Below are 21,821 nucleotides of genomic sequence, written 5' to 3'. Positions count from 1 at the left end.
GATGTCGGCAACGCACGCAGACCCAGAGACGGCGCTCGATACGCTCATCTCCGCCGGTGCAGTCGACGAAGCGGCCGACGGAACGCTCACGACGACCGAGGAGTTCGAGAAGGTACTCGCCATCTACCACGACATCTACGGCGCGGTATCGACCGAGGAGTTCCACCAGACGGTCGTCGACCTCTTCGGCGTCGACCCCGATTCGGTCGAAGCCCACCTCGAAGCGAACGGTGTCGACCGAACTGATGTGGTGGCGTATCTCGCGGCGCAGTCGTTCCTCGACATCCCCGTCGGGCAGGAACTCCTCACGCACATGGCCAGCGTACTGGTCCAAATCACACCGTCGTCACCGGTTCCGGACGCGCTGCCGGAACTCGACGACGACTCCTCCGAGGCGTTTCTCGACTCGAACCCGGATGCAGTCATCACCGTCTGGCGGCGCTTCTGCACCCCGTGTGACGCGATGAAAGAGGACCTCGACGAGATTCTCGAATCCATCCCTGCCAGTGTCGCGGTCGCTGGACTCGACGGTGAGGCAACCGACGACTTCTGTCGGACGTTCGACGTGGATTCAGCCCCGACGGTGCTGTGCTTCCGCGACGGCGAACTGCAAGAATCAGCGTCCGGTCGAATGTCGCCCGACGGCGTCGCACGACTCGTTGACCGCGTCTACTAACTTTACGACCGCTTCGTCTCGCCCGTCACCATGACGGGGCGGTCGGAGTTCAGGATGACTGACTGTGTGACGCTGCCGAACAACGCTTTCCCTGCAGGCGACCGCTTGCGTCCGGCGGTAACGATGAGGTCCGCGTCTTCTTTCTCCGCGAACTCGACGATGACGTCTGCAGGGTTGCCTGACGACTCGTTCACGTCGTACGCGATTCCGTGGTCTTCGAGATACTCACTCGCCTCTCTGACCGAATGAAGTTGCGTCGCGGACGCACCGCTCGGATTTTCGGTGAAACTGTGGACCAACGTCACCTCCTTTTCCGAGGGGTCGCCCGGGAGGTTTGCAACCTCTTCGACGCAGGCGAGTGCGTGTTCTGTATCGTCGTCGACGCCGATTATAATGTGGTACATACTATCACGTCCCACGGATTGATATTAGTGTTTGTGCTGATTCTTGTCCTCCGACCCCGACACTGTCGTTCGAATTATTCGGCTACGTCATCCAACTGGCTCGAGACGTAGACGACCAAGAGGAGGGGGAGACCCAAAACGAGTGCGATGGTCAGCGCACCGTACGCCGCGAACCCGAGCGGAGTCGCGGGAAACGGGACGAGAAAGAGGAACTTCGGCGGCCGAAGTCCCGAGACGAACGTACCCGTGAGAAACCCTGCGACGCCGGCGACGGCGACGAGCGCCGCATACAACCCGATGACGAATCGTTGACCGCGGACGTTCGAACTCACGACTCGACCTGCGTAGGCGACGGGGTTAGCGGTTTTCGTTCGAGGCGACCACACCGATGCACCTTTCTTCGCACACACTAACGGTCGCGTATGTCGGACACGGACATCCTCGGCATCATCCTCGGCGGAATCGCGCTCTTGATGTTTGTCGTAGGGATTCTGCTCGTCATCTGAGGTTCGATTTCTTCCAAGGAACGGTCCGGTGAGCGGTGGCACCAGTGTGTAACTGCACGACCGATGGCCACGTCGTTCGAACGCGGCTTCGAAAACCACCCAACAGAGATATTGAGTGCACCCGCCCGACAGAGATATTGAGTGCAACCGCTCGACGGGTAAGCGTTCGAAAGAAAGGAACCGGGTGTGTTACTTGTCGTCCGAGTCGGTGACAGTCTCGCCGCCGTCGGTTGCGAGTTCCGTCTCTTCTTCGCCGCCGTCGGTGACGGCCGTCTGAAGCTTGCGTTCGAACCAGGTCCACTCGGAAGTGACGAGGTTGTCGTCACCGAGGTTCCACGGGTCGCCGTCTTCGACGACCGGCCCTTCGAGCCACGACTGGACGAAGTTCCAGACGAAGATTATCTGGCCGACGAGCAGGATGAGCGCGCCGACGGTCGCGAGTTGGTGCATCGTAGCGAACTGCGGCAGGTAGGTCGCATAGCGACGCGGCATGCCGCCGTAGCCGAGAAGCACCATCACGAAGAACGTCAGGTTGGTCCCGATCATCGACAGCCAGAAGTGCCACTTACCGAGCGTGGTCTGGTACATCCGGCCGGTGTAGATGGGGAACCAGTAGTAGAGGCCAGCGAAGCCAGCGAAGGCAATCGCGCCCATGACGATGTAGTGGAAGTGACCGACGACGTAGTAGGTGTCGTGGAGGATGAGGTCAATCGGAATCGACGCGAGGAAGACCCCAGTGACGCCGCCGATGATGAAGTTCGACACGAAACCGATACAGAAGAGCATCGGCGTCGTGAGTCGAATCTTCCCGTTCCACATCGTCGTAATCCAGTTGAACGTCTTGACTGCGCTCGGTATCGCGATGGCCAACGAGACGGCCATGAACGAGGCGCGAAGACGGGGGTCGATACCCGTTGCGAACATGTGGTGCGCCCAGACACCGAACGAGAGGACACCGATTGCGAGCGTGGAGTACACGACGAACTTGAACCCGAAGAGGCGACGACCCGCAAAGCGGGGGAGCACGAGGCTCACGATACCCATCGGGGGCAACACGAGGATGTACACTTCGGGGTGGCCGAAGAACCAGAACAAGTGCTGCCAAAGGATTGCGCCGCCATCGACCGAGAAGAACGCCGTTCCGAAGTTCCGGTCGAGAAGCAGCATCAGAATGGCGCTGCCGAGAAGCGGGAACGCGAACAGGATGAGACCCGACTGGGTGAGGATGGTCCACGAGAAGATGTCGAGGTTCGCCCAGGTCACCTTCTCGTTGCGCTCCGTGAAGATGGTCGCGATGAAGTTGATGGCACCCATCGTGGCCGAGACACCGGAGAGGTGCAGGCCGAGGAGCATCAGGTCGACACCCGCGTTGACCTGGTTACCCGAACCGGCACCGGCCGAAAGCGGGGTGTACATCGTCCAGGCCGTCTGCGCCGGGATGACATCCGGGATGGGGAAGAACCCGGCCCAGATGAGCAGTGCCGCCGGCGGCAGCAGCCAGAATGCGATTGCGTTGATACGGGGGAACGCCATGTCATCCGCGCCGATGAGAAGCGGGATGAAGTAGTTCGAGAACGCCGCGATAATGGGCGTCCCGAACAGGAAGAGCATGGTGATTCCGTGACTCGTGAGCAACGAGTTGTAGAACGTGTTCGAGAGCAGCGTCATCGACGGGTCCGCGAGTTCGACGCGCATCACGACGACCATCAGGCCACCCACGGCGAACGCGATGATGCCGTACGCGCCGTAGAGCATGCCGATATCCTTGTGGTCGACAGTCGTCAACCAACGGATGAGTCCTGAAGGCTTCTCCTCCGAGACGTACTGCTCTTTGGTACCTCCGACGGCCCCACCACCAGCGAGAGGGGTATACGACCGCCAATCTTCGACCCGCGCGAGCCACGCGGCGACGGCGATGAGGAAGACCCCCATGAGCACCGTCAGTGCTAACTGTCCGTTAACCTCCATGGAAGTGCCTGAGGAGTGCAGGGTAATGAAAGGTTCGGGAACGCCCTGCGCTTCAGGGGGTTTTAAGCCGATTAGACAGCAGTTTATTCCGCGTCAGCGGCGACCGATTCTTCGAGTTCAGCTTCCGCCTTTGCCTCCTCCTCGTGGAGCGAGCCGACGCCGGGGACCGTTGCCTGTCCCGGCGGGTAGACGGTGTCGGACTTCTCGGAGCCAGCGATAGCCTTTCCCGAGAGGTACGTCAGCACCGCGAGCAGCACGAACGGTGCGATGAGCAGCGAGAACTGGAGTCCCGACGCGAGCGATTCGAACCCGAAGGGGTTGACGACGGCGAAGGCCACCACGAAGAACAGAATGATGGCCAACGGCACCATGTTGACCGTCAGGTCGAGGATGGTGTCCTTGTCGAACGTCTTGGTTGCCATAGTGGGTCTCTCGGGGACGCTATTCAAATAGATTGGTGGTTTCTCGCGCGACACGCTGAGTTCTGTGTGGACCGGACCCCGCCAGCACGCTCCGGACCCGGCTAGAGTGTCTGCTTGTTGTCCCACACGAACAGTTCGAATGCGACGCCGCCAACGAGGAGCAGTGCTGCGGCGGCGATAGTCGCGTAGCCACGGGTGACGAGGCTGATTTCGGTGAATGCGAGTGCGCCGCCGAACGCGAACAGGATGACCGAGAGTACGACCAGCGAGCGCATCGTCGATTCGACGTACCCGGACTCTTTCAGCATCCCTGCGATGCTCCCACAGAACAGCAACAACCCCCCGACTGCGAGCGGGAAGATGCCGAACAGGAGACCGAGCTCGGAGAGTGGGATACCGAGTGCGACGAACACTGGCCACGGGCTGGCAGTGCGGTACTGGTCAGAAAGACCCGGCGCTTCGTCCATACTCGCCTCTCGAACTGTGTGGTAACAAGCCCTTCGGAACTGCGGTTACGGAGAGTCAAGGAGAAAGCCTCGTGCTTTAGCGCGGGGATGAATCCGACAATCGACTACACAACCCACCGTCCGATAGCACGGCTGGATATTCCACGCCCGAATCCGTACCTTCAAGTAAATATCTCGATATAGGTTACGTATGGCGAAACAGGTCGTCACTCGCACCTACACTGCTTCCATACGGAATCAGCAACAGGTGTCCGACGACCTCGATTCGCTCGGGTTCTCAGCCTCAAAACTCTGGAACGTCGGACGGTGGGTTTGCGACCGAGTGTGGAGCGAAATCGGACACATTCCCGGTCACAACGAACTCACCTCCTACCTCAAGTCGCACGAACGCTACGATGACCTGCATTCTCAGTCGAGTCAGCGCGTTCTACAGGAACTCGCTGAAGCGTTCAACGGCTGGTACGGCAAACAACGCAACGGAGACACGAGAGCAAACCCACCGAAGTACCGCAAACACGGCGACGACCACCCGCGAAGCACGGTCACGTTCAAAGCTGCTGGCTTCAAACTCGACACGAAATACAACCGCGTTCGACTCTCAAAAGGGTCGAATCTCAAGGAATACTGGTCTGACTTCATCCTCTGCGAGTTCCAGACTCGTCCTGATGTTGACCTCTCCACCGTGGAGAGCGTCCAACAGGTTCGAGCCGTTTGGACGGGTAACAAGTGGGAACTCCACTTTGTGTGCAAAGTCGAAATCGAAGTGTCTGAAGCACCCGGTGAGAAGACGGTGGGTGTTGACTTCGGTATCAACAACTTCGCCGCACTCGCCTACGAAGACGGGCACAGCGAACTGTACCCGCTCAACTGTCTGAAGCAGGACGACTACTACTTCAGCAAGCGCATCGCTCGCTGTGACGACTCAGCCTCTGAGCAGGCCACGCGGTTGAACCGGAAGCAGTCGACTCGCCGAACCCACTACTTCCACACTCTCTCGAAACACATCGTACAGCGGTGTGTTGACGAGGAAGTTGGAACCATCGTGGTGGGCGACCTTTCTGGTATCCGTGAGGACGAGGAGAATGGTGATTCGAAGAACTGGGGCAAACACGGCAATCTTGACCTGCACTCGTGGGCGTTCGACCGCTTCACCTCGATGCTTGAGTACAAAGCGGAGATGGAAGGCATCACGGTCAAGCAGGTGTCCGAGCGTGATACGTCGAAGTCATGTTCGTGTTGTGGGCGCACGCGAAACACGAACCGTGTTGAGCGCGGGTTGTACGTCTGCGATGAGTGTGGGACGGTGGCGAACGCGGATGTGAACGGTGCTGAGAATATTCGGCAGAAAGTATCTCCAAATCCTTCCGAGGATAGGAGTAACGGCTGGTTGGCACAGCCATCGACGTTCTTGTTTGACAAGGAAACTGGTGCGTTCGCACCTCAAGAACAGGTAACGTCGTAAACCACAATATCCCAACGCGGTCGGGAATCCTCGCGCTTCAGCGCGGGGAGGATGTCAAGGCGTTGCGATGCCGCGCCGAGCGAGAAAGTCACTGACGGCGCGAATTTCGACCGGGCTGCCGATGATTCGACACATTCCGTGGGCGTGTTCGTAAATCGTGACGATGAATTCGGATTCGATTTCGTCGCGGAGGTCCGCGAGCAGGTCGCATGGGAGGACGATTTGCGTACTGTCGCGGAGCGTACGGGGATCCGGCATTGGCTTTATCGGCGCGTCGAATCCCCACGCAATAATCGTGCCGAATGCGTTCGATTAATACTGAGATTCGCACGCACACGTGGGGGTGCCCGCGGTGTACACGTGGGAGTGCCCGCGGTGTGCTACACCCTCGGGTCGGAAGGAAAGGGTTTTTCGACGGACGCGGCGGAAGTTGTGACGATGGGACTGGAGGAGGAGATCGAAGACATCCGCGAGGAGATCGCCAATACGCCCTACAACAAGTCCACAGAGGGCCACATCGGCCGGTTGAAGGCGAAGCTCGCGGAGTTGAAAGAGAAACTCGAGAACCAGAGTTCGGCGGGTGGCGGCCAAGGATACGCCGTCGAGAAGACCGGTGACGCGACTGTCGCACTGGTCGGCTTCCCCAGCGTCGGAAAATCGACGCTCATCAACGCGCTCACTAACGCCGACAGCGAGACTGGCGAGTACGAATTCACGACGCTCGATGTGAACCCTGGGATGTTGAAGTATCAGGGTGCGAACATCCAGATACTCGACGTTCCCGGCCTCATCGAAGGGGCCGCTGGCGGCCGCGGCGGCGGGAAGGAGGTTCTCTCTGTCGTCCGGACTGCCGACCTCGTCGTCTTCATGCTCTCGGTGTTCGAAATCGAGCGGTACGTCCGACTGTGCGAAGAGCTTTACAACAACAAGATTCGACTGGACACGACGCCGCCGAACCTCTCTATCAAGAAGAAAGGCAAAGGCGGAATCAACGTCACAAAAAGTGACAGTGTCGACCTCGACGAGGAGACGATAGAGGGAATCCTCCGCGAGCACGGCTTTGTCAACGCCGAAGTGACCCTTCGCGGCGAGACGACCATCGACGAACTCATCGACGGCATCATGGAGAATCGCGTCTACCTGCCGTCTATCGTCGCCGTCAACAAGGCGGACCTCATCGACAAGGACTATCTCCCGACCGTCGAGGAGAACCTCCGCGACGTTGGTCTCGACCCCGACGAGGTGACGTTCATCAGCGCCGAAGCCGAGAAAGGCCTCGACGCGCTGAAAGAGGAGATTTGGGAGGCGCTCGGCCTCATCCGCGTCTACATGGACAAGCCCGGCCGTGGCGTCGACTACGACGAACCGCTCGTCCTCCGCGAAGGCGAGAGCACCGTCGACGACGCCATCCACAAACTCGGGGCGAAACTCGACGAGCGATTCCGGTTCGCCCGCGTCTCGGGACCGAGTGCGAAGCACGACGACCAACAGGTCGGCCGTGACCACGAACTGGCCGACGAAGACGTGCTTCGCATCATCGCCCAGCGGTGACCGCCGAGTCCGCCGAATCCACCTCTGACGACACCTCAACCGGGTCCGCCGATAGTACTGGTCTCGGTAGACTGCTCCTCGTTCTCCTCGTCGGCATCGCGCCGTGGTCCATTCAGACCTACACCTCCGGGTCAGTCACGTTTCTCTTTGCGTGGGGGTTGTTCACGCCGTCTCCGCCGAGTGCCACCACCATCACCGACTTCTTCCTCCGGTTCACACTCGGGCTTCCGGACTACATTCTCGTGTGGCCACTCGGCGTCGCCTGCTACCTCGTCGCGCTCGCGAGTGTCGTCGCTGGATTCGTCTTCGACCACGAGGATGTCCGACTCACCGTCGCCGGTCTCGCCTGTGCCGGACTCACGCAACTCGAAGTCGCCCGCGGCTTCTCGCTGCAACCCGGCAGGACTGCGTTGCCACTCGGAACTGTACTCCTGTGGGCCGTGGCGGCGTACTTCTACTGGTCTCGTGCGCGGTGAACTAACCTTCGTACCTGCAACTGTTCTTGTCAATCGTCCACCGGTGTTTCTGGCCGATACCCCCGACTAACGGCCTTCCACGTCCCCGTTTGGAAGCGATAGTAGTTGAGAGCCGCGGGGATGGTTGTCTCGGCGAGGAACGCGAGATAGAGGCCGATGAGGCCGAGCGACGTGACAGAGCCGATGTACGCGAGTGGAATCGATCCCATGAACATCCCGACGAACTGGCTCCCGAACGTCCACCGGGTGTCTCCGCTCGCATCCAGTGGCCCAGCGGACCCGCCGGAAACTCCCTGTAGGATGACGGCAACACACGCGACGTACACGAGGTTGACGGCGATTGGAAACGCCGGTTTCGTCGCGTCACCGACGAATCCTAAGACGATTGGTCGCGCGAACACCACAACGATGACCGCCGACACGAGATACGTAGCGACGGCGAATCGGATGACTTCGTGGCCGTAGACCTCCGCAGTCTGTTCGTCGTCCTGTCCGAGTGCTTGGCCGACGAGGCTCGATGCCGCGAGTCCGAAGCCCCATCCGGGCGTGTTCATCAGTCCCCAGATGCGACGGGCGATGACGAACGCAGCAACCACTTCCTGGCCGAACCCATCGAGGATAGCGAGCATCGGGAATTCGGCGACGGTCCACACCAAACCGCGTCCCATCACGGGGAGGCCGATGTCCACGAGGTCGCGGAGTGTCGCCGGGTCGACGAACTGCCCGAATGGGTCGATTGTGACCGGGAATCGTCCGACACCGGGAAGCGACCCCCGCGACAGTCCGATTGCGAACGCGCTCGTCACGACCACGTTCGAGAGGACTGTTCCGAGTGCCGCCCCGACGACCCCCATCCCGAGGCCGAAGATGAGGGCCGCGTTGAGTGCGATGTTGATGACTGCCCCGCTCGCTCGGAGAACCATCGCGGTGTAGGCGTCGTCGGAACCGACAAGAACGCGACTTCCGATGAGGTTTAGTCCGGCGAACGGGACCCCCAATCCAACGATTTTGAGGTATTCCGCGCCGAGTCTGATAGCCTCGGGCTGGCTACTCAAGAGTGACAGCAGTTCGGTCGGAAACACCCAGAACACCGCCGTGACGGGAATCGTCGCAACGACAGTAAGAAACGCGCTCGACCGTACCGCAAGCCCCAATTCGTGCATGGCGTCGGCACCGTACCGCTGTGAGACGAGTGCGATAGTCCCACCCGCGATGCCGCCGCCCAGCGCGAACGCGAGTCCCCAGAACGGTCCTGCGAATCCAACCCCGGTGATGGCGACGGTCCCCGATGCAACCCCCACCATCGCTACGTCGACAGCGTTCTTCGACATCCGGGCGATACCCGTGACGATTCGAGGCCACGCGAGTTCGGTCGTTCGGACCGCTCGCTCACGGTCGAGGAGGCCGACACGGGAGAGTGCAAGTCCGATACCGAGGATGAGGAGTCGCACTGGATTGGGGACGACGGACACGACTCACCAGTTCCAGTGGCGACTATTTAGGCGACACGTATCGGAAGACGCGTCACCGGCAGCGTACCGTGTGACCATCAGTCGAGGCCTTCCGCGTCCGGTATGCTTTTCGACGGTGAGACACACCTCTCCTCTATGTCCGGAATCCTCGACCACGTGATGATGCGCGTCGAAGACCTCGAGGAATCGCTCGATTGGTACACGACCCACCTCGACTACGAGGAGAAGGGACGATGGGAGGCCGAGACGTTCACGAACGTCTACCTCGGCCCGGAGGACCTCCACGAGGACGGCGCAGTCCTCGAACTCACGTACAATCACGGCGACCACACCTACGAGATGGGCGACGCCTGGGGTCACATCGCCGTTCGCGTTCCCGAGGGTGAACTCGAAGACGCCTATCAGCAACTCATGGACGAAGGCGTCGAGGACTACCGCGACCCTGAGTCGTGCGGCGGTCGGTACGCCTTCGTGAAGGACCCCGACGGCCACGAGGTCGAAATCGTCCAGCGGAACCAAGGTGCCAAGTGGAGTCTCGACCACACGATGATTCGTGTCGAGGACGCAGACCAGGCGCTCGGGTTCTGGACGCGGAAGTTCCAGTACGAACACACCGGTCGCTGGGAGTCCGACACCTTCGCGAACTACTTCATGAAGCCCGAAAACGCCTCGGCGGAGGCGATGGCCGTCGAACTCACGTACAACTACGACGGCCGGACCTACGAGATGGGTGATGCCTGGGGCCACCTCGCCGTGCGCACTGACGACCTCAGTGACTACTGGGAAGTGCTGATGGAGCGGGAAGCCGAGGACTACCGCGACCCGGCGTCCTGTGACGACCGTTACGCCTTCACGAAGGACCCCGACGGTCACGAAATCGAGGTTCTGCCGACGGACTTCGAGTCGCCCGAATAAGGTCGGGTTACTGACAACTATCATTTCTTTTGCCGACGCGTTCGGAGCCGGACTACAACTGGTACATAACTGTTGTCCCTCTCCGACCTAAATTTCCGCTACACGTGAGTGTATTGTTACCAAGATAATACACAAAGCATTTATAATGTGCCGAGATAGGTCCGGGCGTACCCCTACCCAAGGTGATTCCAGCGAGTAACCCCACGCCCTGACCTACCCCTGGGCGTATTCGGGACGAAAGCTGCTTCGCCGCTTGCAGAACCATCTATAACAATGACACGTAACAAACAGATCCGCGCAGTTCTGCTCGCTGCGCTGATGGTCTTCTCGGTTTTCGCCGGGTCCATCGCGTTTACGGGCACGGCTGTCGCAGATGCCGAAGGCGTTACTCTGGCTTCCTCTAGTGTTGAAGCTGGACCCAGTGCGTCTGTCGGTGTTTCCTCGGTAGCTGAATCCGACGGTACCGCTAACGAATACTATGTGTGGGTTGACGCTGACGACGACGGCGAGTACGACACGAGCGAACCGCTCGTGTCTTCCTCGGACCCGACGTCGTTCTCCTCTGACCTCGACCTCTCCGACGTGAGCGCGGGAACGTACAACGTTTCGGCACTCAACAGCTCTGCCACCTCCCTTAGCGGTGGAGAGACTGCTGACGTTAACGTTTCTGACGCACTCACCGTGACGGCTGCTGAGAAGCCGTCCCTGCTCTCGGCGATCCACTACCAGAACGGTACGTCCTCGTCTGACGCCGAGATCGAACTCGCCTTCAGCGAGAACGTTAACGTCAACGACGTCAACGTCACCGACGGTGACTCCAGCCTCGTCTCGGACACGTCCACGTCTGACAAGGGTCGTATCGTCTACACCCTGAGCGACGTCAACACGTCCGACCTCGAAGTCGAGTACAACGTCACCGACGCCGCAGGCAACCAGGTCACCGGCACCGAAGACGTGACCTTCGCGCCTGTCTACGTCAGTGGCACGAACAACAACACGGCCTACAAGGGCTCCACGGTTGCTGTTGTCTCGAACAACACGAGCGAAGACGTTGAAGTCGACGCTGTTGACGACGACAACAACTACGTGTTCGACGGTTCCACCGGCACGAACAGCAAGGTCTTCCTCTTCAACACGGAAGACCGTGAGCTCGGCTCCTACGAGTTCACGTTCGATGGCCAGACGGCCTCCGTCGACGTCCGCGACCTCGGTCTCGACGTCTCTGTTGACGACCTCAACATCACGGACGCTGACGCGCTCGAAGGTACGGTCACGGCTAACGCCGACGGCCGCACCGTCGACGTTGTCGCCCTCGACGAAGATGGCGACGAAGCCGCTTCCCAGACTGTCACGCTCGACGGTCAGGGTGAAGCCAGCTTCGACCTCGGCACGCAGGACTCCGGTAACTACACGGTCGAAGTGACGGACACCTTCTCGGGTGTCTCCGTCGAATCCGACACGGTTGTTGTCTCGAAGGCCAAGGACTCCACGTCCAACTTCGACACCTCCGTTGTCACCGAACAGGTCGGCGACATCGCTGAGATCACCGTGACGCTCGAAGGCACGGACACGGCCGACGTCATGATCGGCGGCGACGACCTCGGTTACACCGCGAACGTCACCGTCGAAGACGGCAACGACGACGGCGAAGTCGTCCTTCTGTTCAACACGTACGACCCGGACAACACGGCCTCGTTCGACGTTGACGACAGCGACGACGAAGTCACGATCACCTCGTCCGACATCACGACGGACATCGCTGCGGGTGACCTCCTCGACGCTGGCGACTACGACCTCGAAGTCTCGACGGGCGGCGACGCCGACAACGTCGGCACGCTCGTCCTCGAAGAGCGCAGCACCGACTCCCAGACCATCTGGACGGCTCCGACGGGCAGCGACCTCGCTGAATCCTCGGACGTCTACGACGCTATCGACAACGGCAACCTGACGGAATCCGACGCTGTCGCTAACGGCGACATCGTCGTCCACCAGGTTTCCGCCACGGGTCTCGAAGGTGCGTTCGACGCATCCGACTTCGACTCCCTCACGGGTACGCAGTTCAACGTCTCCGTTGAGCAGACGAACCCCGGTCCGAACCGCGACCCGAAGGTCCTGGGCATCAACAGCTCCAGCGCCACGGTCATCGCTGACGGCGAGAACGACACCTACTTCATCGTCTACGACCTCGACGATGTCTCTGCCTCGCGCACGGACTTCTACAGCACGAGCGCCGACCAGCTCTCTGTCGAGGACGACGACGCGTTCAACGCGACGTTCCACGTCCTCGAAGACGGCGACCTGACGGACGCTGAAGACGGCGAGTCCACCTCCGCCGAATTCGACGTCTCTGAGCCGACGCTCGACCTGAACAAGGACGAGTTCGGTGTCGAAGCCGCTGCCGACCAGACCCTCTCGGGCACGGCCTCCGTCGCCCCCGGTACGGCTCTCACGGTCCGCGTGAAGTCCGACGGCGACACCCAGCCGCGCTTCCTGAAGACCTCGACCGCCTACGTCCAGGCTGACGGTACGTTCTCGTCCACGTTCGACTTCTCCGAGCAGAACGTGAACGACACCTTCGAAGTGACTGTCTCCGTTGACAAGGGCACCGCTGAAGACGCCACCGCTGACGGCGTCGTTGGCGCTGCCTCTGAGGAGACGACCACGGTCGAAGAGACGACCACGGCCGAAGAGACGACCACGGAAGAGCCGACGGAAACCACGACGGCTGCACCGACGGAAGAGCCGACGGAAACGGCAACTGAGGAACCCGCAGAAGAGACCACCGAGTCCAGCACGCCTGGCTTCGGTATCGCTGTGGCCCTCGTCGCCCTCGTCGCTGCGGCACTCCTCGCAGTCCGCCGCGACTAATTCCGTTCGCTAACTAACCACCGGGTTTTCCCCGGTCCCCTCAACGTTCTTTATTGGCGTTACCCCCGGTAGCGACCGCGTTACAGTGTGTTTTCACAGAGAGTCATCGTTACCAACCGGTCGCGCGCGACGAGCGCACGCAACGACAAGGGATTTAGTAACTGCACGACATTCCAACACGTATGCCCGGACTGCTCTCGGATATCCTCGCTTGGGTGGTAATCGCCACCTTCGTCGCTGGTGTGGTCGCGAACGGACGTGACCGTAACCTCGGCCGCACTGTGATGTCTGCGGGGTGGGTTCTCTTTGCACTCTTTTGGCTCCAACTCATTCCACACTTCACGCTCGTTCACAAGAGCTACATCGAGGGACTGCTGACCATCGCGGCCGTTCCGGCGTCACTCTACGCCGGATGGCTCCTCTACAGCGGACGGGATTCGCTCTTCGTTCTCTCTCGTGCCGTTGCAGCGATGGGTGTCGTCTATCTCCCCTTCGAGACGATACCCGCGCTGACGCTCTTCGGGACGATGATTCCCGCACCACGAGGGGTGCTCATGGAGACTGTCGCCGCGCAGACGAACTTCCTCATCGAGTCGCTCGGCTACTCGACGACGATGATTCCCGGCGACGAAGGCTACCTGAATACGTTCTTGTGGATGCAGGGGAGCCACCGTATCGAAATCTCGGTCGTCCTCGCGTGTACCGGCCTCGGTAGTATCGCTATCTTCGCCGGTCTCATCACCGCAGTGGACGCCCCACTCCGTCGCAAGGTCCGTGGGCTCGCTATTGCAGTCCCCATCATCTACGCACTGAACCTCCTTCGGACGACGTTCATCACTATCTCGGTCGGCAAGCAGTACTTCCAGTTGTTCGTCGACGAGATTCTCTTTTTGTTCGGGTCGTCGGACCCCTACATGGTCTCGTTTTTCATCTCCGACCGAATCATCAGCCAGGTGCTCGCCGTGGTCGCACTCATCGGAATCACGTACCTGGTCGTCCGGGAAGTGCCGGAACTCCTCACTATCATCGAGGACATCCTCTACATGGTGACTGGCGAAGAACACGACCTGCGCGCCGAACTCGGCATCGACGTGCCGGACGACCGGCGAGCGTAATCGGCGGTCCGAGCTTCCTTTTTTGCGTTTCGTACGACGCTTTCAGTAGTCGTCGAAGAGGGTCTCAGGTGCGCCGCCGAGGGCCATCAGCGCATCGGCCTCGACGTGGTGGACCTCGCCGGGGATGATGAGCATGTGGAGCGGGTCGCCGAAGTCGCGCTCGGCGAGCGCTTCGAGTCGGTCGGCCGCAACGACCGGATTCGGACTCCCTGCTCGACAGACGGCGACGCCGAGTGCGTCGGGGTCCCAGTGTTCGGCGAACAGTTCGGCAGCGTAGTCGGCCGTCATGTACTCGTCGTCGTCGATTTCGACGCCGCGGCGACCTTCCCACTCGACTTTGATGTCGAGGTAGACGAGCGTGTGAAGACCGTGTTCGCGGTTCGCTTCGAGGGAGTCGACCACGCTTTTCGGGACCGGGTCGCCACCGTGGACGAAGGGGAATGGGAGCGTGACCGCTTTCCCGAAGCGATAGTTCTGAAGCCCAGTGAGTCCGCTCGCGGCGGACTGCGCCGTCACACCGTGGACGAGTCGCGTCTCGATACCGCGCTCTTCGGCGCGCAACCGAAGGTCGACGTGCGTCGTCGAAATCATCGTGTCGCCAGCGGTGAGGAAGGCAACGTGTTCGTCTTCGGCTGCGTCGAGAATTTCATCCGGGCCCTGTTCGACGCCGGCGCGGTTCCGCACTTCGATGTCGATGTCGTGGTACGCTTCGAGGTCCTCGACGCTCGCACCGACGAGGTGGCTGGTGTAGAACTCCGCGAACGCCCGGTCGGCTTCTGAGAGCGCTTTCTTTCCCTCGACTGTGATAGATGCTTCGTCGTATAGGCCGAGTCCGATGAAGGTGAGCATGCTCTTGCTCTGTCGTAGGCGGCCATAAACAGCGTGACCTTCTTTGACTGCTCTCAATGCGTGGGAATAACAAACATATTATTTTAGAGTGAAGGTAATATCTTCTATTGTATGGCAACGAGCAGCCGCACACTGGAAACGGAGTTGTTTGGACAGGACGTACGGTTCGAGTACTCGGAACGGTGGGTCGGCTACTCGCTTTTCCTCCTGCGGGTGGTGATGGGGTGGACGCTGTTCCAAGGTGGTGTCACGAAGCTCATCACCTACCTCGACGCTGACCCGTCGAACAACTGGACGGCCGCGGGATTCCTCGCGAACGCAGTTCCACCGGGGAACCCCTTCATGGGCCTGTGGAGTTCGATGGCGGGAAGTCCGCTTATCGACATGCTGAACATGTGGGGGTTGACCCTCACCGGATTAGCGCTCATCCTCGGTGCGTTCGTCCGTTGGAGCGCGTTCTGGGGGGCGGTAATGATGCTGTTCTACTGGGCAGCATCACTACAAGGCGGTCTTCTCGCTGGCCTGCCACTCGCACACGGTTGGGTCGTCGACGACCACATCGTCTACGCGGTGCTCCTGTTCGGACTCGGCGCGTTCGGCGCGGGTCGCATCCTCGGAGTCGATGCGTACCTCGAAGACATGGAACTCGTCCGTCGGAACCGCTGGATGTCGCTCGTGCTGGGGTGACGCTCAGCGACCACCGGCGCTTGTTTTTCGGCCTTGTCGTATCGGTTGCACGGACGTACAGTGCTGGCTCTCGTGGCCATTGGTTACAATATCTTGTCGTTTGGACTGTGTCACTGCCGCCATTTGGTGCGCGTCCGACGGAATTATCTCCGTTGCTGTGCTCTCTTCGAACAATGACGACACCCCGAGCGACGGTTCGCTGTCCCGACTGCGGACTCGAAGAGACCTTCTCCAAACTCGCGTCGGCCCGCGAGCGAATCGAGGAACACCGCGAGGAAACGGGCCACGACCCAGACTGGCAGTTGGGTCGGTTCGCCCCGGGTGTAGAGCAGATGGGTGACGAAGCGGGTGTGTGCGGTATCCCGGACCGCTGACGGGGAACTGACTCGGTGCTTGCGGGTCCGGTGGGCGGAAAAGCGTTTTTCCGTACTGGGACCTATCTTTCTGTACTCTGGTTTGACACCACCTGATTGCAACGACGGACGCACCGGCATCCCGACTCCCAGCCGCTGACCGGCTGAACCCGGACCCGACACCGGCTAATGACTGAACACTGTACCCTGTGTGGCCTGCCGACACAGACACGGCAGATTACTGCTCCCGATAGCTCTGGAACCTTCTGCTGCCGCGGCTGTTTGGAGGTCTGGCGTGCGGTCGGTGATGTCGACGGTGTCACCGCAGAAGCGGTCCGTGACCACACACAGTCCGACTCGACAATCGACCGCGACACCGACCCACCTGATGGGCTTGCCGACGCGTTTCTAGAGATTGACGGGATGCACTGTACGACCTGCGAGTCGTTCGTCTCGCTTCGTGGGGCGGCATATCCCGGGGTCGAAACAGTCGAAGCCAGTTACGCCACAGACACCGCTCGTGTTCGATACGACCCCGAGAGGGTAGATACGGCGGACCTGCCAGCGGTGGTGAGCGGATACGGGTACACCGCCCGATTCAGGGAGGACACAGCACCTGACCAGCCACCCCGCGACGAGGAGACGTTTCAACGACTGCTTCTCGGCGGCTTTCTCGCGATGCTCATCATGCCGTGGTACGTCTTTTTCCTCTACCCGAGCTACGTCGGCATCGAGACAGGAATCCTCACCGCAGACATGACGACCCCGGTCGGGCTGTACCTCCCGATGGCTATCATCGGGCTACTGGCTGGCATCGTCGTGCTGTACACTGGCTGGCCGATTCTCCAAGGCGCGTACGTGAGTCTCAGTGTCGGGCAGCCGAACATGAACCTCCTCCTCGCGGTTGCGATACTGTCGGCGTTCACCTACAGCACGGTTGCACTCGTCTTCGGCTCTGTGCACCTCTATTACGACGTTGCGGTCACCATCGTCCTCGTCGTCACCGCAGGGAAGTACTACGAAGGACGAGTGAAACGCGAGGCGACCGGACGTCTGTCTGAACTGACGTCGATGCGTGTGACTGAGGCGACGCGCCGCCGGAGCGATGGCTCGACAGAAACAGTGGGTGTAGAAGCGCTCACTCCGGGCGACGAAGTCGTCGTTCGCCCCGGCGAGCGTGTCCCTATCGATGGCACCGTCGTCGAGGGCGTCGCCGCCGTCGACGAAGCTGTTCTGACAGGTGAGTCGCTGCCGAGTACGAAACGGTGCGGGGATGACGTCGTCGGTGGGAGCGTCGTCACTGACAGCGCACTCGTTGTCGCAGTCGCCGACGAGGCCGAAAGCACGCTGGACCGCATCACGTCGCTCCTGTGGTCTGTCCAGAGCGAGGAGACGAGCGTCCAGCGGTTCGCAGACCGCCTCGCAACGGTGTTCGTCCCGTTCGTTCTCCTGCTCGGTGTCGGCGTGACCATCTGGCGGCTACTCGCCGCCGAACCAGTGGGTCCAGCCGTTCTCGCGGGGCTCACGGTCCTGATTGTGGCCTGTCCTTGCGCGATGGGGCTTGCGACACCACTCGCAATCGCCGGCGGACTTCGAGACGCGCTCGGGCGCGGTATCGTCGTGACCAACAGTTCGTTGTTCGAGACGGCACCCGATATCGACACGGTCGTCTTCGACAAGACTGGGACGCTTACGACCGGCGAGATGGCGGTCCAGTCTGTCGTCGGCGACCCTGACGCACTAGCTGCTGCTGCGGCCGTCGAACAGCAGTCGTCGCATCCTGTTGCTGCGGCACTCGTCGAGTACGAGGCCGTTGCGACTGACGGCGGGGAGACGCGAGCGACCGTATCCGGATTCGAACGACACCCCGGAGCGGGAGTGAGTGGCCGCGTCGACGGTGAGCGCGTCGTGGTGGGTACGCCGGACCTCGTCGAGCGCCACGTCGGGGCGCTTCCCGAACCCCTGTCTGCGGCTGTTCAAGAGGCGCGAACGGCGGGTAACGTGCCTGTCGTCGTGGGTCGTGGTGGGAACGCAGAAGCAGTCGCCATCGTCGGAGACCGGGAGCGAGACGACTGGCAACAGGTACTGGAAGCCTTCGACGACAAACAGGTAGTCGTCCTCACGGGCGACGACGAACGTGCTGCCGCGCGCTTTCGTGAACACCCGACCGTCGACCGCGTGTTCGCAGGCGTCCCACCGGATGGGAAAGTCGCAACCGTTCGGGCGTTGTGTGCCGAGGGTACCACGGCGATGGTCGGTGACGGAACCAACGACGCGCCAGCACTCGGGGTTGCAGATGTCGGCGTCGCAATCGCTGGCACGGCCTACGCTGCCGACGCTGCCGATGCTGTCCTCGTAGACGGCCAGTTGGCCGACGTACCTGCGGTATTCACTCTCGCGGCGGCGACGAGACGGCGAATTCGTGAGAACATCGGCTGGGCGCTCTGTTACAACGGCATCGCGATTCCACTTGCCGCTGTCGGCGTTCTCAACCCACTGTTGGCCGCGCTCGCGATGGCGGCAAGTAGCCTGCTCGTCGTGACGAACTCTCGGCGACCGCTGTTGTGAATCACCCGGGGATGAGTTCCGCCCGACGGATGTATCGGCGGATGACCTCGCCGTTCTCATCGCGGAGTTCGACCGTGAACTGCCGGTCGCCGCCGCTTTCCTCCAGGTTGTTCACGTTCACGTTGAAGTCGAAGGGTGGGTCGTCTATCTTCTGGAGGGTCTGTCCTCCCGTGGAGACGACGACGCTGTCGATGCCGCGGGAGTCCGAGACGTGACAGTGAATCAACTCCCCGGACTTTGTACACTGGAGCTGTGGATTGATGTCGACGCCACCGTCCCCGTCTGCGGGGACCTGAAACTCGAAGGTCATCACGCCGAGCGGAACGGTCCCGAGGACGAGGACGAGGAGTAAAAACACCGTGAGGTTCGCCTTCGACCCGTGTCGAGCGAACTGCCGTCTGAGCCCTCCGTTTCCCGACCGCCGCATTCGTATCACCGCTGGGACGATGACGAGGTGGGTAAGTGGTCCCCAGAACAGCAGTGCGAACCCGTAGGACATGACGTAGTAGAGGACCGTCCAATCGGGTCGGTACGAGAGGACGAGATTCGCCCCGCTCCAGCAGAATAACCCGAGTGCGACCAACGCCCCACTTTTGAGCAGTCGCCAGACGGTCGTGTTGGCGTAATAAACGCTCAGGAGGTCGTTCCACGCGCCGCGGAGTGTCCTCCGTACCCACGTGAGCGGTGAGCCAGGATGCGGTTGTTCGCTTCTCGAATCAGACATTTTCTTCCTCGCTGTGGGTTTCGTCCTGGGCTCGCAGTCGGGCGTCGAAGCCGAAATTGTGTGTTCTCAGACTCCGACCGCCCAGAGCTCCGTAAGGAGATACCAGTTAATCACGTACGAGGCGACGAACACCGCCAGGAAGACCAGACAGATGAGGAACGTTCCCCGCATCTCGTAGGCGTGGATTGGTTTTTCCTCACCCGCTTCGCCCCCGTCGGGGACGAGGTCAGCGTTGTCTTCGGGGCTCGTGACGGGGTCGCCGATGAGTAGCGATACGACGGCGACTCCGATGAAGACAGTCCCCGCGAGAATGGCGAGGATGGCGAACACCCCGAAGATGGCGAACAACGGGGACGCTGCTGCGAGGTTGAACTCCGTTCCCGGAATGTTCTGGACGACTTCGGCCGTGCGCCTCGGAACACCGTAGAGGATGCCAGCGTACATCATCATGATGACCACGATACCCATCGTCCCGGCGTAGAAGAACGGCTGGAAACTCGCCAACCGGTCGAACGACAGTTGGCGTTGGAACATCGTCCGGACGACGAAGAACACCAGCCCCATGAACGTGAGCGTGGTTCCGACGGCGACAGTCCCATGGAAGTGACCCACTGCTGCGAACGTGTTGTGCCACGTCATGTTGACTTGCAGTTGGCCCATCACGACGCCGGTGATTCCGCCGAGGAAGCCGAAGAGGACGACGCTGAATATCGTCGCGGAGAAGACGGGATTCGTCCACGGGGCGTTCGTGAGCCACCCGAACGTCCCGCCGCCCTTGCCGAGCTTTCGGCGACCGGCTTCGAGTCCGGCCGGGATGGCGAAGGCGTGAATCATACTCGCGAAGGCGGCACCGTAGAACGCGTAGGATGCGTTCCAGATTCGCCAGCCGGAAGAGACCGCGGGGTCCGAAAGCAGGTGGTGGGCCGCGCCAAGATTGATGAAGAAGAGATAGAGAATGAACGCGGTTCGAGAGACTTTCTCGCTTACGACCTCCGCGCCGCCGACAACGTGGGTCAGGAAGTACCAGACCGTGACCATGGCCGCGAGGTTGATTTGCTGGCTTCCGTGGCCGATGGTCCAGTACATCTGGCGGTACCACGCCGCGTCCATCCACTGGATGACGTCGATGCGCCAGAGGAAGGTGACGACGAACGTGATAAGCCCGCCAACGAGGGCTTCGACGGCGATAATCGACGTTACGAACGCCCCGAATGCGACAAGCGGCAGCGTCTTGTTCGGGTTCTCCCTGCGCTCGCGCCACAGTGTCACAAAGAACGGGAGGGCGGCGACGACAGCACCGACGATGAATACGATGACGCCGAGATAGAACGCTGGTGGGGACTGCAACGGCGCGTACGCGGTCAGAAGCGGGGCGCTGTTGGGTGTATCAGTCAGGAACACAGAGACGTTGATGGTAATCGCGCCGAGGACCATCGCGACCCAGCCTGCTTTGGCCACTATCGGGACCGGTAAGCGCCGTCCGAGAATCATCGGCCCGCCCACGTAGAGGATGGCTATCTCCATGAACACCATCCAGAATATAAGCAAGTTCCACGCGTGGAGGGTGAGATGGACGTAGAAGTCAGCCGGGTCGAGCAGTCCGATTACCTCCCACCGAGTCATCGCGACGGTAAACGCGAAGATGCCGCCGATGAGAAGCGCAATCACCGCTGTCAGGCCGAACAGTTTGACCTGATTTTCGGCCGTTCGGTGGAGGGACAGTCCGGTCACCGAGCACGTCCTGAACCCGTCTTCGTCGTATTCGTTGTCGAAGAGGCCGAGGACGTTCATAGTTCTTCGACCACCCGGATGGTCCCGTGCATCGTTCGATGACCGTTTCCACAGTACTCGTTGCAGATGATGTGGTACTCGCCGGGTTCGTCGAATGTCATCGGGAGTACCCACTCGTATCCGGGCAACACCTGGAAGTTCATCTGCTTGCTCAGCGCGTGTTCTGGGCGGATGGAAAACCCGTGTTGAACGTCGTAGGAACTGAGGTGAACGTCGTATTCGGTCCCCGCTTCGAGGACGACCGGTGTCCCGTCCCAGGTGAACCGGAACGCAGCGATAAAGACATCCGTCCCCGGCGGAACGAGCGCACCGTCTCGCTCGCCTGCTGCGTCCTTGTACGACCGCATCTTGTCTTGGTACTCGTCGGCGCTCACTCGAAGCGTCTCACCGATTGGGTTCTGGTCGCCGATGCGGGTGAAGGCGCTCATCCACCCGAAGATGATGACCGACCAAACGCCGGTGAGTCCTAGCCACATCGCTTCTCGGCGATTGATTTTGTCACTCCACCATCCGTCCTCCGGGGTGTCTAGGGGCGACGGCATGGGAA

21 protein-coding genes are annotated in these 21,821 nt (G+C 60.8%); 10 read left to right on the top strand and 11 right to left on the bottom strand.

Annotation, left to right across the window (positions count from 1 at the left end; all coding sequences use genetic code 11):
- Position 1 precedes the first annotated feature (1 nt).
- Positions 2-676: a thioredoxin family protein gene (locus ACH9L7_RS08400; RefSeq protein ID WP_396610272.1), complete on the top strand. Its 675-nt coding sequence runs from the start codon at positions 2-4 to the stop codon at positions 674-676.
- 2 nt (positions 677-678) lie between these two features.
- On the opposite strand, the gene ACH9L7_RS08395 is transcribed toward ACH9L7_RS08400, so the two are convergent.
- The 5 genes from ACH9L7_RS08395 to ACH9L7_RS08375 form a co-directional block, all read right to left on the bottom strand.
- Positions 679-1,080: a universal stress protein gene (locus ACH9L7_RS08395; protein WP_396610271.1), complete on the bottom strand. Its 402-nt coding sequence runs from the start codon at positions 1,078-1,080 to the stop codon at positions 679-681.
- Between the two features lie 74 nt (positions 1,081-1,154).
- Positions 1,155-1,412, bottom strand: a complete 258-nt coding sequence (locus ACH9L7_RS08390; protein WP_396610270.1) for a cox cluster protein — start codon at positions 1,410-1,412, stop codon at positions 1,155-1,157.
- A 363-nt stretch (positions 1,413-1,775) separates the two neighbouring features.
- Positions 1,776-3,518, bottom strand: coding sequence for a cbb3-type cytochrome c oxidase subunit I (locus ACH9L7_RS08385; protein ID WP_396613247.1), 1,743 nt, complete (start codon positions 3,516-3,518; stop codon positions 1,776-1,778).
- Positions 3,519-3,637: 119 nt separating this feature from the next.
- The gene (locus tag ACH9L7_RS08380) at positions 3,638-3,976 is read right to left on the bottom strand and encodes a DUF6684 family protein (RefSeq protein ID WP_396610269.1); all 339 of its coding nucleotides are present in this window, start codon (positions 3,974-3,976) and stop codon (positions 3,638-3,640) included.
- Between the two features lie 101 nt (positions 3,977-4,077).
- A complete protein-coding gene (locus ACH9L7_RS08375; RefSeq protein ID WP_396610268.1) occupies positions 4,078-4,443 on the bottom strand; it encodes a cox cluster protein in 366 nt (121 codons plus the stop codon).
- A gap of 190 nt (positions 4,444-4,633) precedes the next feature.
- Here ACH9L7_RS08375 and ACH9L7_RS08370 point away from each other — a divergent pair, with 190 nt between their 5' ends.
- On the top strand, positions 4,634-5,905 hold the full coding sequence (locus ACH9L7_RS08370; protein ID WP_396610267.1) for an RNA-guided endonuclease InsQ/TnpB family protein: 1,272 nt from the start codon (positions 4,634-4,636) through the stop codon (positions 5,903-5,905).
- Between the two features lie 54 nt (positions 5,906-5,959).
- Here ACH9L7_RS08370 and ACH9L7_RS08365 read toward each other — a convergent pair whose 3' ends face one another.
- Complete coding sequence (locus ACH9L7_RS08365; protein ID WP_396610266.1) at positions 5,960-6,163, bottom strand: hypothetical protein; 204 nt, start codon at positions 6,161-6,163, stop codon at positions 5,960-5,962.
- Positions 6,164-6,343: 180 nt separating this feature from the next.
- On the opposite strand from ACH9L7_RS08365, the gene ACH9L7_RS08360 reads away from it, so the two are divergent.
- A complete protein-coding gene (locus tag ACH9L7_RS08360) occupies positions 6,344-7,456 on the top strand; it encodes an OBG GTPase family GTP-binding protein (protein ID WP_396613246.1) in 1,113 nt (370 codons plus the stop codon).
- A 71-nt stretch (positions 7,457-7,527) separates the two neighbouring features.
- Positions 7,528-7,932: a TIGR04206 family protein gene (locus ACH9L7_RS08355; RefSeq protein WP_396613245.1), complete on the top strand. Its 405-nt coding sequence runs from the start codon at positions 7,528-7,530 to the stop codon at positions 7,930-7,932.
- A 29-nt stretch (positions 7,933-7,961) separates the two neighbouring features.
- Here the strand turns inward: ACH9L7_RS08355 and ACH9L7_RS08350 are convergent, their stop codons facing one another.
- A complete protein-coding gene (locus tag ACH9L7_RS08350; RefSeq protein ID WP_396610265.1) occupies positions 7,962-9,404 on the bottom strand; it encodes an MATE family efflux transporter in 1,443 nt (480 codons plus the stop codon).
- A gap of 135 nt (positions 9,405-9,539) precedes the next feature.
- Between ACH9L7_RS08350 and ACH9L7_RS08345 the strand changes: the two genes are divergently transcribed.
- The 3 genes from ACH9L7_RS08345 (at position 9,540) to artA (ending at position 14,302) form a co-directional block, all read left to right on the top strand.
- Positions 9,540-10,319, top strand: coding sequence for a VOC family protein (locus ACH9L7_RS08345; protein ID WP_396610264.1), 780 nt, complete (start codon positions 9,540-9,542; stop codon positions 10,317-10,319).
- Between the two features lie 273 nt (positions 10,320-10,592).
- Complete coding sequence (locus tag ACH9L7_RS08340; RefSeq protein WP_396610263.1) at positions 10,593-13,187, top strand: ArtA-dependent S-layer glycoprotein; 2,595 nt, start codon at positions 10,593-10,595, stop codon at positions 13,185-13,187.
- Positions 13,188-13,369: 182 nt separating this feature from the next.
- Entirely contained in the window at positions 13,370-14,302 is a 933-nt protein-coding gene (artA, locus tag ACH9L7_RS08335; RefSeq protein WP_396610262.1) for an archaeosortase A, read from the top strand.
- A 42-nt stretch (positions 14,303-14,344) separates the two neighbouring features.
- Here artA and dph5 read toward each other — a convergent pair whose 3' ends face one another.
- Positions 14,345-15,151 (bottom strand): diphthine synthase, encoded by an 807-nt coding sequence (dph5, locus tag ACH9L7_RS08330; protein ID WP_396610261.1) that lies wholly within the window; start codon positions 15,149-15,151, stop codon positions 14,345-14,347.
- 111 nt (positions 15,152-15,262) lie between these two features.
- Between dph5 and ACH9L7_RS08325 the strand changes: the two genes are divergently transcribed.
- The 3 genes from ACH9L7_RS08325 to ACH9L7_RS08315 all read left to right on the top strand — a co-directional run bounded on the left by ACH9L7_RS08325 (position 15,263) and on the right by ACH9L7_RS08315 (position 18,759).
- A complete protein-coding gene (locus tag ACH9L7_RS08325) occupies positions 15,263-15,838 on the top strand; it encodes a DoxX family protein (protein WP_396610260.1) in 576 nt (191 codons plus the stop codon).
- A gap of 173 nt (positions 15,839-16,011) precedes the next feature.
- Positions 16,012-16,212 carry a hypothetical protein gene (locus ACH9L7_RS08320; protein WP_396610259.1) on the top strand — a complete coding sequence of 67 codons (201 nt, stop codon included), beginning with the start codon at positions 16,012-16,014 and terminating at the stop codon, positions 16,210-16,212.
- A gap of 168 nt (positions 16,213-16,380) precedes the next feature.
- Positions 16,381-18,759: a heavy metal translocating P-type ATPase gene (locus ACH9L7_RS08315; RefSeq protein WP_396610258.1), complete on the top strand. Its 2,379-nt coding sequence runs from the start codon at positions 16,381-16,383 to the stop codon at positions 18,757-18,759.
- 1 nt (position 18,760) lies between these two features.
- Here ACH9L7_RS08315 and ACH9L7_RS08310 read toward each other — a convergent pair whose 3' ends face one another.
- The 3 genes from ACH9L7_RS08310 to ACH9L7_RS08300 all read right to left on the bottom strand — a co-directional run bounded on the left by ACH9L7_RS08310 (position 18,761) and on the right by ACH9L7_RS08300 (position 21,816).
- Positions 18,761-19,483: a hypothetical protein gene (locus tag ACH9L7_RS08310; RefSeq protein WP_396610257.1), complete on the bottom strand. Its 723-nt coding sequence runs from the start codon at positions 19,481-19,483 to the stop codon at positions 18,761-18,763.
- Between the two features lie 66 nt (positions 19,484-19,549).
- A complete protein-coding gene (locus tag ACH9L7_RS08305; RefSeq protein WP_396610256.1) occupies positions 19,550-21,274 on the bottom strand; it encodes a cbb3-type cytochrome c oxidase subunit I in 1,725 nt (574 codons plus the stop codon).
- The gene (locus tag ACH9L7_RS08300; RefSeq protein WP_396610255.1) at positions 21,271-21,816 is read right to left on the bottom strand and encodes a cytochrome C oxidase subunit II; all 546 of its coding nucleotides are present in this window, start codon (positions 21,814-21,816) and stop codon (positions 21,271-21,273) included. Before ACH9L7_RS08300 ends, ACH9L7_RS08305 begins: the two co-directional genes overlap by 4 nt.
- Positions 21,817-21,821 lie beyond the last annotated feature (5 nt).

Source organism: Haloferax sp. S1W (genome assembly GCF_044593955.1).
Lineage (GTDB): Archaea > Halobacteriota > Halobacteria > Halobacteriales > Haloferacaceae > Haloferax.
The sequence above is the reverse complement of the archived record's forward strand: the minus strand, read 5'-3'. Positions and strand labels throughout refer to the sequence as shown.

Excerpts from the sequence above, each read along its gene's own strand:
- ACH9L7_RS08400 (WP_396610272.1), top strand. The coding sequence starts at position 2 with ATGTCGGCAACGCACGCAGACCCAGAGACGGCGCTCGATACGCTCATC.
- ACH9L7_RS08395 (WP_396610271.1), bottom strand. The coding sequence starts at position 1,080 with ATGTACCACATTATAATCGGCGTCGACGACGATACAGAACACGCACTC.
- ACH9L7_RS08385 (WP_396613247.1), bottom strand. The coding sequence starts at position 3,518 with ATGGGGGTCTTCCTCATCGCCGTCGCCGCGTGGCTCGCGCGGGTCGAA.
- ACH9L7_RS08380 (WP_396610269.1), bottom strand. The coding sequence starts at position 3,976 with ATGGCAACCAAGACGTTCGACAAGGACACCATCCTCGACCTGACGGTC.
- ACH9L7_RS08375 (WP_396610268.1), bottom strand. The coding sequence starts at position 4,443 with ATGGACGAAGCGCCGGGTCTTTCTGACCAGTACCGCACTGCCAGCCCG.
- ACH9L7_RS08370 (WP_396610267.1), top strand. The coding sequence starts at position 4,634 with ATGGCGAAACAGGTCGTCACTCGCACCTACACTGCTTCCATACGGAAT.
- ACH9L7_RS08365 (WP_396610266.1), bottom strand. The coding sequence starts at position 6,163 with ATGCCGGATCCCCGTACGCTCCGCGACAGTACGCAAATCGTCCTCCCA.
- ACH9L7_RS08360 (WP_396613246.1), top strand. The coding sequence starts at position 6,344 with ATGGGACTGGAGGAGGAGATCGAAGACATCCGCGAGGAGATCGCCAAT.
- ACH9L7_RS08345 (WP_396610264.1), top strand. The coding sequence starts at position 9,540 with ATGTCCGGAATCCTCGACCACGTGATGATGCGCGTCGAAGACCTCGAG.
- ACH9L7_RS08340 (WP_396610263.1), top strand. The coding sequence starts at position 10,593 with ATGACACGTAACAAACAGATCCGCGCAGTTCTGCTCGCTGCGCTGATG.
- artA (WP_396610262.1), top strand. The coding sequence starts at position 13,370 with ATGCCCGGACTGCTCTCGGATATCCTCGCTTGGGTGGTAATCGCCACC.
- dph5 (WP_396610261.1), bottom strand. The coding sequence starts at position 15,151 with ATGCTCACCTTCATCGGACTCGGCCTATACGACGAAGCATCTATCACA.
- ACH9L7_RS08325 (WP_396610260.1), top strand. The coding sequence starts at position 15,263 with ATGGCAACGAGCAGCCGCACACTGGAAACGGAGTTGTTTGGACAGGAC.
- ACH9L7_RS08320 (WP_396610259.1), top strand. The coding sequence starts at position 16,012 with ATGACGACACCCCGAGCGACGGTTCGCTGTCCCGACTGCGGACTCGAA.
- ACH9L7_RS08315 (WP_396610258.1), top strand. The coding sequence starts at position 16,381 with ATGACTGAACACTGTACCCTGTGTGGCCTGCCGACACAGACACGGCAG.
- ACH9L7_RS08310 (WP_396610257.1), bottom strand. The coding sequence starts at position 19,483 with ATGTCTGATTCGAGAAGCGAACAACCGCATCCTGGCTCACCGCTCACG.
- ACH9L7_RS08305 (WP_396610256.1), bottom strand. The coding sequence starts at position 21,274 with ATGAACGTCCTCGGCCTCTTCGACAACGAATACGACGAAGACGGGTTC.
- ACH9L7_RS08300 (WP_396610255.1), bottom strand. The coding sequence starts at position 21,816 with ATGCCGTCGCCCCTAGACACCCCGGAGGACGGATGGTGGAGTGACAAA.